At 55.7% G+C, this 11,651-nt stretch carries 11 protein-coding genes, 1 pseudogene and 1 riboswitch; all 12 genes and pseudogenes read right to left on the bottom strand.

Going from position 1 to position 11,651, the window contains the following annotated elements:
• Positions 1-165: 165 nt before the first annotated feature.
• Positions 166-352, bottom strand: a riboswitch (Lysine riboswitch).
• Between the two features lie 85 nt (positions 353-437).
• Positions 438-2,219: an excinuclease ABC subunit UvrC gene (gene uvrC / locus RGB73_RS09725; RefSeq protein WP_310774202.1), complete on the bottom strand. Its 1,782-nt coding sequence runs from the start codon at positions 2,217-2,219 to the stop codon at positions 438-440.
• A 39-nt stretch (positions 2,220-2,258) separates the two neighbouring features.
• Positions 2,259-2,510, bottom strand: coding sequence for a DUF2164 domain-containing protein (locus tag RGB73_RS09720; RefSeq protein ID WP_310771359.1), 252 nt, complete (start codon positions 2,508-2,510; stop codon positions 2,259-2,261).
• A 133-nt stretch (positions 2,511-2,643) separates the two neighbouring features.
• Positions 2,644-3,357, bottom strand: coding sequence for an ABC transporter ATP-binding protein (locus tag RGB73_RS09715; protein WP_310771357.1), 714 nt, complete (start codon positions 3,355-3,357; stop codon positions 2,644-2,646).
• Between the two features lie 3 nt (positions 3,358-3,360).
• A pseudogene (locus tag RGB73_RS09710) lies at positions 3,361-4,121 on the bottom strand (ABC transporter ATP-binding protein).
• A gap of 1 nt (position 4,122) precedes the next feature.
• Positions 4,123-5,082 (bottom strand): branched-chain amino acid ABC transporter permease, encoded by a 960-nt coding sequence (locus RGB73_RS09705; RefSeq protein ID WP_310771355.1) that lies wholly within the window; start codon positions 5,080-5,082, stop codon positions 4,123-4,125.
• Between the two features lie 12 nt (positions 5,083-5,094).
• Positions 5,095-5,961, bottom strand: coding sequence for a branched-chain amino acid ABC transporter permease (locus RGB73_RS09700; RefSeq protein ID WP_310771353.1), 867 nt, complete (start codon positions 5,959-5,961; stop codon positions 5,095-5,097).
• A gap of 258 nt (positions 5,962-6,219) precedes the next feature.
• On the bottom strand, positions 6,220-7,416 hold the full coding sequence (locus RGB73_RS09695) for an ABC transporter substrate-binding protein (RefSeq protein ID WP_310771351.1): 1,197 nt from the start codon (positions 7,414-7,416) through the stop codon (positions 6,220-6,222).
• Positions 7,417-7,716: 300 nt separating this feature from the next.
• Complete coding sequence (gene trxA, locus RGB73_RS09690; protein ID WP_310771349.1) at positions 7,717-8,034, bottom strand: thioredoxin; 318 nt, start codon at positions 8,032-8,034, stop codon at positions 7,717-7,719.
• 220 nt (positions 8,035-8,254) lie between these two features.
• Positions 8,255-9,214, bottom strand: a complete 960-nt coding sequence (locus RGB73_RS09685) for an electron transfer flavoprotein subunit alpha/FixB family protein (RefSeq protein WP_310771347.1) — start codon at positions 9,212-9,214, stop codon at positions 8,255-8,257.
• Between the two features lie 20 nt (positions 9,215-9,234).
• Positions 9,235-10,002 carry an electron transfer flavoprotein subunit beta/FixA family protein gene (locus RGB73_RS09680; RefSeq protein ID WP_310771345.1) on the bottom strand — a complete coding sequence of 256 codons (768 nt, stop codon included), beginning with the start codon at positions 10,000-10,002 and terminating at the stop codon, positions 9,235-9,237.
• Between the two features lie 42 nt (positions 10,003-10,044).
• Complete coding sequence (locus tag RGB73_RS09675) at positions 10,045-10,818, bottom strand: enoyl-CoA hydratase (RefSeq protein WP_310771343.1); 774 nt, start codon at positions 10,816-10,818, stop codon at positions 10,045-10,047.
• A 109-nt stretch (positions 10,819-10,927) separates the two neighbouring features.
• Complete coding sequence (locus RGB73_RS09670) at positions 10,928-11,518, bottom strand: fatty acid metabolism transcriptional regulator FadR (protein ID WP_310771341.1); 591 nt, start codon at positions 11,516-11,518, stop codon at positions 10,928-10,930.
• Between the last annotated feature and the right edge of the window lie 133 nt (positions 11,519-11,651).

The following is an 11,651-nucleotide window of genomic DNA, read 5'->3' as shown; positions in this document are numbered from 1 at the left end:
CTATGGGTAAAGCGATATACTGCGAACTCCCTATTGATAAAAAAGGCACCGACAAGGAATAGTACCTGCCGCTGCCTATTGTTTCGACATCCCGGTTCCTCCCTTCCAATACACGCGGACAGCGCGCTGCATGACAAAATGAGCGTCATGACTCGCACTATCGCACCGTGAGATAGCTCTCCATCTGGCAACGGTGATTGCACAGATGACAGTCCTGCGCTTGTTCAACGCAGACCCAGCATGGAGAAAAGCGGGTCCTTCTCCACACTTCGGCGAATTCCCCTTTCCCGCACCCTTCACAGACACCCGATCTCAGGGAGGTACTCTTGGTTTTCGCGCCTCTACCTCACTCCATTATGGAAGTGAGGCTAACTATTCTGTTTGAATCGCATTATATCACGGAGCAGGGAGAGGATCAATCGGTTTTTGCCAGGCTGTCACGATTCCAGTTTGCGCAGATGGGAAATGATCTCCTTGGCGAGCTTGTCTCCGATTCCCAATTGCCGGAAGTCTTCCACCGTCGCTTCCCGCATTTTTTTCAAGGAGCCAAAGTGCGTAAACAACAGCTTGCGGCGCTTTTCCCCGATGCCCGGAATATCGTCGAGCTGAGAGGAGAGCATCGTCTTCGAGCGCGACTGGCGGTGAAAGGTGATCGCGAATCGGTGCACCTCGTCCTGGACGCGCTGCAGGAGGTAGAATTCGTAGCTGTCCCGCTTCAGCTCGACAGGCTCGGGCGGGTCGCCGAACATCAGCTGCGCCGTCCGGTGCTTCTCGTCCTTGGCCAGACCGCAGACAGGAATGTACAAGCCCAGCTCGTTTTCCAGCACGTCCATGGCGGCGCTGATTTGCCCTCTGCCGCCGTCGATCACGATCAGGTCGGGCATGGGTCCGTTCTCCTTGAGCAAGCGCGTGTAGCGGCGGCGGATGACCTCCCGCATGGAGCCGTAGTCGTCCGGCCCTTCCACGGTCTTGATCTTGAACTTGCGGTATTCCCTTTTGTCCGGCCGGCCATCGGTAAAGACGACCATCGCGGAGACTGGCTCCGTCCCTTGGATGTTGGAGTTGTCGAACGCCTCGATCCGGTTTGGCGTGCCGATGCCGAGAATGTGCCCCAGATTGTGGACCGCCTGAATGGTGCGGGCGTCGTCCTTGGACATCAGGGCGAATTTCTCCTGGAGGGCGATCCGGGCGTTTTCGGACGCCATCTTCACGAGCTCCCGCTTCTTGCTCCGCTTGGGAGCGACTACCTTGACTCCCAGCCACTCGCCGAGGAGCTCGGTATCGCTTTCCTCCGGCAGAAGGATTTCTTTGGGCAGGGCGTTTTGCTTGTCGTAGTAAAACTGGCTGACGTACGACATGAAATCTTCCGCTTCGTCTCCGTAATAGGGGAAGGAGGTCGTGTCCCGCTCAATCATTTTCCCCTGGCGCATGTAAAAGACCTGAACGCACATCCAGCCTTTCTCCACGGCATAGCCGATGATGTCTCGGTCTGTCGTATCGGTGAGCGTCACCTTCTGCTTTTCCATGACGGCTTCGATGCTCTTGATCTGATCGCGGTACTCCTTGGCGCGCTCGAACTCCATGTTTTCCGCGGCCTGCATCATTTTCTCGGTCAGCTCCTGCTTCATTTCCTCGTGTCCGCCGTCGAGGAACTTGCTGATGGCTTCCACGAGACGCTGATTCTCCTCGGCCGGGACCTCCTGCACGCAAGGAGCCAGGCATTGGCCCATGTGGTAGTACAGGCAGACCTGCTTGGGCATCGTGCGGCACTTGCGCAGCGGATACAGCCGATCGAGCAGCTTCTTCACTTCGGAAGCCGCTCCCGCGTTTGGATACGGCCCGAAGTAACGGGCTTTGTCCTTGACGACCTTGCGGGTGATTTCCAGGCGGGGCTGTTTTTCATTGGTGATTTTGATATAGGGATACGTCTTGTCATCCCTCAGCATGACGTTGTAGCGCGGGTTGTGCTGCTTGATCAGGTTGCACTCCAGCACCAGGGCTTCAATCGCCGAGGAGACGACGATATATTCGAAATCGACTATCTCGCTGACAAGCAGCTGGGTCTTCCCGTCATGGCTGCCGGTGAAATACGAGCGGACGCGGTTCTTCAGGACTTTTGCCTTTCCGACGTAAATGATGTCCCCGCTCGCGTTTTTCATCAGGTAGCAGCCTGGCTTCTCCGGCAGCACAGCCAGTTTATCTTTCAAGGAGCTGTTCAGGGCTGCTCCCTCCTTTTGCGTGAATGATTCGAGGCCAGCTTACCGCTTGGATGCGAGCGGCTTTTCCAGCACGTACAGCTCGTCTTCCAGGGAAGCAAACCTCTCCAGCATCAGCGTGCGGCAATCCTGCACCCCCAGATTGTAGAGGAGCGGGCCGAGCTGCTTCCAGAAAAAATCGATGAGTTCTTCCGTTTCCAGATTTCCCAGTTCTTCTCCACGCTGCTCGTGGAAGTATCGCTGGACCTGTGACACGAGATACTCTTTTTGTTCTCGCGACATTGCTTCTGCCATGGGACGATATGCCCCCTTCCTTTTACCAAACCCGATAGGAATATACGTTCCATTTCCATGTTACCACGGATTGAACGCGAAAAAAACTGCCGCCGATGGGAATGGCGACAGTTTCTGCACTGCGTTCGTTTTCTTAATGCTTTCGTCCGCCCAAATAAGCCTCTTTGACCCGCTCGTCGTTCAGAAGCGATTCGGCTGTGCCATCCAGCACGATCTGGCCGGCTTCCAGCACGTAGCCGTAATCGGCGATCTTCAGCGCCTGTTTCACATTCTGCTCGACGATGAGAACCGTGGTGCCTTCCGCATTGATCTGCTTGATGACCTTGAAGATGTCGGCCACGACGATCGGCGCCAGCCCCATGGATGGCTCGTCCAGCAAAAGCAGCTTGGGGCGGGACATCAGCGCCCGGGCAATCGCCAGCATTTGCTGCTGGCCGCCCGACATCGTCCCTCCGAGCTGCGTCAGACGTTCCTTCAGGATGGGGAACCAGGCCATCATCTTTTCCATGTCGTCCTTGATCCCCTGTGCATCTTTGCGCTGGAAGGCGCCCATCTCCAGGTTTTCCAGCACGGTCATCTTCCCGAGAATCGCACGGCCTTCCGGCACGAGCGCAAGCCCGGTGCTGACGATCTGATGCGGTTTTGCTCCATCGATGCGCTGGCCGCGAAAGACGATGCTGCCGCTCTCCGGTCTCAGCTGTCCCGCGATCGTCCGCATCGTGGTCGTCTTGCCCGCTCCGTTCGCCCCGATCAGCGAGACGATCTTGCCCTCCGGCACTTCCAGGGAAATTCCCCGGATCGCTTTGATCTGCCCGTAGGAAGTCGTCAAGTTTTGTATGCTCAGCATGCGTTATTCCTCCTCCTTGCCGAGGTAGGCTTCGATTACGTCCGGATTCGTCTGCACTTCCGCCGGCGTGCCGTCTGCGATCTTGACGCCGAAGTTGATGCAGACGACCTTGTCGCACAGGTTCATGACCAGTCCCATGTCGTGTTCGACCAGGAGCACTGTGACGCCGTCGTCGCGGATTTTCCGGACCAGCTCCATCAGCGCTACCGTCTCGCTTTCGATCATCCCCGCTGCCGGTTCATCCAGCAGGAGCAGCTTGGGCTCTGTCGCCAAGGCGCGGGCGATCTCCAGCCGTCTCTGCTGCCCGTACGCCAGCGTATCGGAGCGTACATCGCGCACGTCAGACAGCCCGACGAATTCGAGCAGTGCCTCCGCCTTTTTCGCCACCTCGCGCTCTTCGGCTCGCTGGGCCGGCGTGCGAAGCAGCGACGACCAGAAGCCTGCCTTCATCCGGGAATGGCAGCCGATCTTCACATTGTCCAGCGCGTTCATATGTCCAAAGAGGCGAATATTTTGAAACGTCCGGGCAATGCCCATCTCGGTAATTTGTTCGGGGCCATGCCGTTCAACTGCTGCCCCGCAAACGAGAAGGTCCCGGTCGTCGGAGCAAAAATGCCCGTCGCCATGTTGAAGATCGTTGTTTTACCTGCTCCGTTCGGTCCGATCAGGCCGACGATCTCCCCTTCCCGCACGCCGAAGGAAACGTCGCGCAGGGCAGTGATCCCGCCGAAGCTTTTTCCTACATTCGTCAGTTCCAGTAGCACGTCACATTCCCTCCTTCGCTTCATTTCCCGTCTTGCCTTTGCGGCGGCGGAACAGCTTTTGGAACGTGTCCGTGCCGATGAGGCCGTGCGGACGGAACGCCATGACACCAACCATGATCAAGCCGTACATCAGCATCTTGTATTCCGCGAGGCCGCGCAGGACTTCAGGCAGTGCCGTGAGCACCAGAGCACCGAACAATGGTCCCCAGACCACTTCGCTTCCTCCGATTACCGCGTAGGACAAAATCTCTACGACCTTGTGGTAGTTGAAATCGTCCGGCGTGATCGTCGTGGTGATGTGGGCGAACAAGCCGCCGCAAATCCCCGCAAGGACGGAGCCGATGATAAACGCGAGCATTTTGTAGTAAGCGACCTGCAGCCCCATGGCGCGGGCGGCCGTCTCGTCCGCCTTGATCGCTTCAAAGGCGCGTCCCAGGCGTGAGCGGTTCAGGCGCAGCGTCAGGAACAGGATGACAAGAAACAGCAGCAGCATGAACACAAAGGTGGAGAGCGACTTCATTTGCATGACCGAGACGCCGACCGCCTGCGCCTTCAGTCCCATCGCCTTCTCAAAATCGTACAGGTAGTTGCCGATAGACTGCAGGCCGGTGAGACCAAGGGCCCCGTTCGTAATTTTCATATTCAGGAAAATGACGCGAATCACTTCGCCAAAGCCGAGCGTCGCGATCGCCAGGTACAAACCGTGCAGCTTCAGTGTAGGTGCACCGATGAGAAGCGCGATCAGACCGGCTGCCAATCCTCCGATCAGGATGGCGACAAACAGCGGCATGTCTGCCTGCTTCGTCAAAATACTCGCGGTAAAGGCGCCGATGCTCATAAATCCGGCGTGTCCCAACGAGAGCTGACCGGTGGAGAGCGTGATGTAAATACTGATGGCCAGAATACTGTTTAATAGAATAAACGTGAGTACTTGTAAATTGTAGGGATTCAAAATATCCATGAGTGCACCTCCTTACGCTTTGCGTCCGAATAGTCCTTCCGGTTTCAACAGCAGAATCACGATGATCAAGCCAAACGCGACCGCGTCCCGGTAAGACGAATCGCCATAGGCGACGGTAAAGACTTCGATGATGCCGAGCAGCACACCGCAGACCATGGCCCCCGGAATGCTTCCGACACCGCCCAGGATCAGCACGGCCAAGCCCTTGAAGCCGAGTGTCATCCCCATCGTCGGAATCAGAGCGGAATACGCCATGCCGATCAGGATGCCTGCCACGCCGCCCAGTGCGGACGCCAGCATGACGGTCACGATGATGACCATGTTTGTATTGATTCCCAAAATATTGGCGGTGTCCGTGTTTTCAGCCGTTGCCCGGATCGCTTTCCCCATTTTCGTCTTTTGAATCCAGAAGTGCAGGACGAACATCAGCACCAGCGAAATTCCAAGGATGACGAGATCCACACTGCGAATTTGCAGGATGCCCAGATCGAAAGCCTTATCCCCGAAGGATTGCGGAAACGCGCGCGAATCTGCGCCGAAAAACTTGTGCATCGCCTCTTCCACCAGTGTCGCAAAACCGATCGTACTGATCAGGGACGCCAAGTGCGGTACGTTTTTCTTGCGCAGGGGGCGCAGCGCCGCATACTCCAGCAGCAAGCCGAGCAGCGCGGAAATGACGATGGACGCGATGAGAGCTACTCCAAGCGGCATCTGCATGCTCGTCATCAGGACGAGACCGACCAGCGAGCCGAAAATAAAGATTTGTCCGTGCGCCATGTTGATGATGCCCAGAACACCAAAGATGAGCGTATAGCCCAATGCGATCAATGAATAGGTACTGCCTACGGTCAAACCGTTGACTAATTGCTGCCAAAACAAACTGCCTCACCTCACAGTAAAGTGGTTGCATGTGCTCCGCGCCGCGTTCGTTCCTGCCTCGCATGGGAGACCGTGCACTTACGGAAAGTTGTTCTCGCTGGATCAGCAAGCGAAGGCCCGGCCTTATACTTCCTGATCCAGTTAGAAAACTTGGCTCCGCCATCGCAGGCGGAGCCCTTCCCTTGCCATTTCAGGACACGCATTCTCGCTGACATGCGTCTTTCTTAAAAAGAGCCCGGGAATCCCCGGGCAGCATTCTTATTCGAATGGTACAAACTTCCCGTCTTTTGCGACTACGACGACCGCATCCCCGATCGGGTTGCGCTTTTCGTCGAAGGACAGCTTGCCCGATACGCCAGTGAAGTCTTTCAACTGTGCCAGCTGGTCGCGCAGTGCTTCGCGGTCTGCTTTGCCAGCGCCGAGCAAGGATTGGGACATGATGTAGAGAGAGTCGTACGCTTGTGCTGCGAATTGGTCAGGCTTTTTGTTGTATTTCGCTTCGAATGCTTTTACGAAGGCTTGTACTTTTTCATCTTGCTTTTCCGGGCTGAACGGAGTCGCCACGATCAGACCGTCAGCTGCAGGACCTGCGATTTCGAATACTTTCGGGTTGTTGAAGCCGTTGCCGCCAAGAATGGTTCCTTGGAAGCCCAGCTCGCGCGCTTTTTTCACGACCATGGAGCCTTCTTTGTACAGAGCGGACACCAGAAGAGCATCCGGGTTGGTCTGTTTCAGCTTGGTCAGCTGTGCGGAGAAGTCGACGTCGCCGTTGGAGAAAGTCGCTTCGCCCGTGATTTCCAGACCCATTTTTTCGGCAGTCGCCTTCATGACTTTGTAGCCGTTTACGGAGAAGTCATCGTTGGACGCGTAGATCAGCGCCACTTTCTTCAGACCTTTTTTCTCGACAGCTGACTTCATGGCAGTCGGGATGGCGATCGACTCAGGCAGCGAGTTGCGGAATACGTACTCCCCGATGTCATTGATGCCTTCGGACGTATTGGAGATACCGAAAATCGGGACTTCCGCCTCGTTTGCCACCGGACCGGCCGCGAACATTTCACCAGAGAGAGTAGGTCCGATGATGGCAACCACATTATCCTGATTTATCAGTTTATTTACGGCGTTGATGGCCCCTTCTTTTTCACCGCCAGAATCTTCAAACTTTAATTCCATCTTGAGTTTGCCCTTGTTCGCTTCGTTGAGCTCGCCGAGCGCGAGTTCGAGACCTGCTTTTTGCGCTTCGCCGTAAGCTGCGCCAGAACCGGACAGGAATCCGACGACACCGATCTTCGCAGTGATTTCTCCGCCGCTGCCTTCAGCCGCTGGCGTCTGTGCCGGAGCCGACCCTCCCGAGTTTGATGCCGGCGCTGCATTGTTTCCGCTGGAGCAGCCCACCATCAGCACGGCGCCGAGGGAAATGGTCGCCAGTGATTTCAATAAACTGAACCCTTTCATCGAAAAGCCTCCCTTAATATTCATAAATCTTTCTAAAAAATTGAATATAAGAATTTTAATCGTTGTAGTACGAAAACGCAAACAATTTTCTCTCTTTAAACTTCTTTTTTTGACAAACGGGCGTTCAGATTTTGTCCTTTTCCGTCGAATTTTCAGCATTTCCGGGCCTTCCCTCTCCTTTACAAAACGAGGCCGTCTGAAGGGGGCTTGCCTTTTTCTAGCATTCATTTTACCCACACTAAAAAAAACGGCATCTGCACAAAGCTGCAAATGCCGTTTCTCGCTGAACTGCTCGATTTTTTACAGGTGTTTGCCTACTGTCGCCATCAGCGCTTCTTTCGGTTGGAAGCCGATGACCTTGTCGACAGGCTGACCGTCTTTGAACACGATCAGGGTCGGGATGGACATAACGCCGAAGCGTCCGGCAGAACCCGGGTTGTCATCCACGTTTACTTTCACGATTTTGAGCTTGGAGCCCACTTCGCTATCGATTTGTTCCAGCACAGGAGCGATCATTTTGCAAGGGCCGCACCATGGTGCCCAGAAATCAACCAGGACTGTACCGCCTTGCTCTACTTCCTGGGTAAAGTTTTGGTCCGTTCCATTTACAATTGCCATGGGAAGTTACCTCCTTGAATTCGACTTTCGGAAAAAGGTTCCACACGCACAGTATATCATCCAATCCTGATTATGACTACGGCGCTGAGCACTTTGTGCGCACTTCACGCTTTAGTCTGTCCAGTTGGCTGCTGCCCTATTTCAAGTCGTGCGTTCCCGCTTGGCAAAGAGAGCCCCGCAAATCGAGGAGCGCTTCCCATGTTCAGGCCTACCCAGCCTTCTATACCAACACTTTTTTGAATTCGGCGGTGAGCAGCGGGACGACCTCGAACAGATCGCCGACAATGCCGTAATCCGCCACCTGGAAAATCGGAGCTTCCGGATCCTTGTTGATCGCGACGATAACCTTGGAGCTGGACATTCCCGCCAAGTGCTGAATCGCTCCGGAAATGCCGCACGCGATATACAGGTCTGGCGTCACCACTTTTCCGGTCTGGCCGATTTGCATGGAGTAATCGCAATAATCCGCATCGCAAGCGCCCCGGGACGCGCCGACCGCTGCGCCCAGCACGTCAGCCAGCTCGTACAGCGTCTTGAAGCCTTCCGCGCTCTTCACGCCGCGGCCGCCTGAGACGATGACCTTTGCTTCGGACAGGTCCACTTTGCCGCTGGTCTTGCGCACGACATCCTTGACGATGGAACGCAGATCCTTGATGTCCAGCTCGACAGGAACGACCGTTGCCGTTTTGGCCGGATCGGCTGCACCCACTGCGATATTGTTCGGACGAATCGTGATGAAAATTTTGCCGTCCACGAATTTACGCTGCTGGAATGCCTTCCCCGCGTAGATCGGACGGACGAACACCGGACCTGCTTCCAGGCCGGTCACGTCGGACACCAGGCCGTAACCGAGTCTCGCCGCCACGCGAGGTGCCACGTCGCGGCCGATCGCAGTGTGCCCGAGGACCACGGCGTCCGGACCCGCGAGTTCGATGATCTGCGTCAGCGCCTGCGTGTAGGCATCTGCCGTATATTGAGCAAGCGCGCTGTGGTCCGATGTGTATACGAGGCTTGCGCCGTGCTGTCCGAGAGCCTGCGCGTGTGCCGCTGCATCCGCTCCAAAAACCGCCGCGACCACTTCACCGCCCTCTGCCAATGCCTGCGCTGCAGCCAAAGCTTCCAGCGAAACGTTGCGAAGCTGACCGTCGCGCACTTCTGCCAGTACCAGTACTTTTTTCATCGATATCCTCTCCCTCTCGCTTAGATCACTTTCGCTTCGTTGCGCAACAATTGCACCAGTTCAGACGCTTGTGCCGACAGTTCGCCGGAGAGAATGCGCCCTGCCTGCTTCTTCGGCGGCAGCGACTGATCGACGATCTCGGTCTTCGCCTTCACATCTTCTGCAGACAGTCCAAGATCATCTGCGGAGAGGCGCTCCAGAGGTTTTTTCTTCGCTTTCATGATCCCAGGAAGGGATGGGTAGCGCGGCTCGTTCAAGCCTTGCTGCGCGGTAATCAGTACCGGAAGGCTGGTTTCCACCACTTCGAGGTCGCCTTCGACGTCGCGTTCCACGCGAACGGACGTCCCGTTCACCTCCAGCTTCACCGCTGTGGAAACGTGGTTGATCCCCAGCTCTTCGGCGAGGCGAGGTCCGCCTTGACCGGCGCCAGAGTCCACGGCCATCTGACCGCCGAGGATGATGTCGAAGCCGACTTTCTTCGCGACGGCCGCCAGCACTTTTGCGGTGGTAAACTCGTCTCCCAAGAGCGACTCGTCGTCTACCAGAACAGCCTTGTCAGCACCCATCGCAAGGGCAGTACGCAGCGCGCTTTCCGCACGATCCGGCCCGATGCTGATCACGGTCACTTCCCCGCCGTGCTCTTCTTTCAGCTTGATCGCTTCTTCGACTGCGTACTCGTCGTACGGGTTGATAATAAACTCGACACCCTCCTCGGACATCTTTCCGTCTTGGATGACGATTTTTTCTTCGGTGTCAAAGGTTTGTTTCAACACTACTACGATATTCATGACAAGTCCCTCCCCCAAAGTGGCATTGCAAAAGTGACCGGATCAGCGGTCGGCGAATTGCGGCTTGCGCTTTTCCAGGAAGGCACCCACGCCTTCTTTTACGTCTTCCGAGGCGAATGCTTCGCCGAACAGTTTCGCTTCGTATGCCAAACCTTCTGACAACGGGAGTTCTACTGTTCCTTGGATGGCAGACAGCGCGAGCTTCAGCGTGACCGCGCTCTTGGCCGCGATCTGGGCGGCGAGCTTCTTGGCCTCGTCCAGCAGCTGCTCCGCCGGATAAACCGCTTCCACAAGCCCGATGCGCAGTGCTTCCTCTCCGCCGATCATCTCCGAGGTGAGGATCATCTGCGTCGCTTTCCCCCGGCCGACCAGGCGCGGCAAACGCTGTGTCCCGCCGTAGCCGGGGATCAGACCCAGATTCAGCTCGGGGAGTCCCAGCTTGGCTTCCTGCGCGGCGAGCCGTATGTGACAAGCCATCGCCAGCTCGAGTCCGCCTCCCAGGCATGCGCCGTTGATTGCTGCAATGATCGGTTTCGGAAATTTCTCCAATCGGTCAAACAGCGCTTGTCCCCGCTTGGCCATGGCCTCCGCTTCTTGTGAGGCGAGCTCGGTGAATTCCTTGATATCGGCTCCCGCTATGAAAAAACGGCCTTCTCCCGTCAAGACGATCGCTTTGATTTCAGCGTCGTTTTCCCACTTGTTCAACCATTCTTCCAGCTCGGCGAGCACCGGCTTGCCAAGCGCATTGGCAGGCGGATTGGCGATCGTCGCCACAGCAACGCGATCCAGAGTCTGCACATTCCAACGCGAATCCATTTCTCTCCCCCCAGACTATATCCAAAAAAGGAACGATTCTTAACTGAGCGTACGTTCAGTGCGCTCTTTTATTGTAACAAAGGAGCTTACGCAAAAAAAGCTTTTTCTTTCATCTTTTTCCCTTCATACCGTTCAGGAAGAGGCTATGAATGGAATCGGCATAGGAGACAAGGTCGTACTTGCACTGTTTCATTACCCAAGATGTCGTCACTTCATCCAGCGTCCCAAAAATCATTTTCCGCGCCACCCGCACGTCCAGATCGGGGCTGAACACCCCGGTTTCCATCCCTTCCCGGATCACTTCATCGATCAGGTCGAAGTACTGCTTCATGACGTTTCCGATGCCTTCGCTGATCTGGGGATTGGACTGGCGCAGCTCGATCTGCGTCACTCTGGCAAAGTCGTGGTCCATGGCCAATTGGCTCAGGTGCGCATGCACGAGGACATACAATTTTTGCTCGGTGGATGACGCTTCTGCCATATGCCGCCGATTGGTCTCGACGAAATGGCCCATCTTTTCGTTGAACAGCGAAATCAAGATATCGTCCTTGTTTTCAAAATAGAGGTAGATGGTGCCATCCGCTACCTTCGCCTCTTTTGCGATCTTGGACACTTGGGCGTTGTGATAGCCCTGCCGAGCGATGACGCGAACAGCAGCATCGATGATGGCTTGATACTTTTCCCCCGTTTTCTTTGCCATAACGACCTCCATTTTTACTAGCACTGACCATAACTGAATGACTATTCATTCATATCGTAAGTGTAGTATACCCAAAATTTCCTGTCAATCCCTGTGTGCTGCGCCTCTGGCCTGCAGGACAAGGGTAAAAGCC

Origin of the sequence: Brevibacillus brevis (assembly GCF_031583145.1) — a bacterium.
Classification (GTDB): domain Bacteria; phylum Bacillota; class Bacilli; order Brevibacillales; family Brevibacillaceae; genus Brevibacillus; species Brevibacillus brevis_E.
This window is presented reverse-complemented; position numbering and strand designations above follow the sequence as displayed.

Excerpts from the sequence above, each read along its gene's own strand:
- RGB73_RS09720 (WP_310771359.1), bottom strand. The coding sequence starts at position 2,510 with ATGGCAGAAGCAATGTCGCGAGAACAAAAAGAGTATCTCGTGTCACAG.
- RGB73_RS09715 (WP_310771357.1), bottom strand. The coding sequence starts at position 3,357 with ATGCTGAGCATACAAAACTTGACGACTTCCTACGGGCAGATCAAAGCG.
- RGB73_RS09705 (WP_310771355.1), bottom strand. The coding sequence starts at position 5,082 with ATGGATATTTTGAATCCCTACAATTTACAAGTACTCACGTTTATTCTA.
- RGB73_RS09695 (WP_310771351.1), bottom strand. The coding sequence starts at position 7,416 with ATGAAAGGGTTCAGTTTATTGAAATCACTGGCGACCATTTCCCTCGGC.
- trxA (WP_310771349.1), bottom strand. The coding sequence starts at position 8,034 with ATGGCAATTGTAAATGGAACGGACCAAAACTTTACCCAGGAAGTAGAG.
- RGB73_RS09685 (WP_310771347.1), bottom strand. The coding sequence starts at position 9,214 with ATGAAAAAAGTACTGGTACTGGCAGAAGTGCGCGACGGTCAGCTTCGC.
- RGB73_RS09680 (WP_310771345.1), bottom strand. The coding sequence starts at position 10,002 with ATGAATATCGTAGTAGTGTTGAAACAAACCTTTGACACCGAAGAAAAA.
- RGB73_RS09675 (WP_310771343.1), bottom strand. The coding sequence starts at position 10,818 with ATGGATTCGCGTTGGAATGTGCAGACTCTGGATCGCGTTGCTGTGGCG.
- RGB73_RS09670 (WP_310771341.1), bottom strand. The coding sequence starts at position 11,518 with ATGGCAAAGAAAACGGGGGAAAAGTATCAAGCCATCATCGATGCTGCT.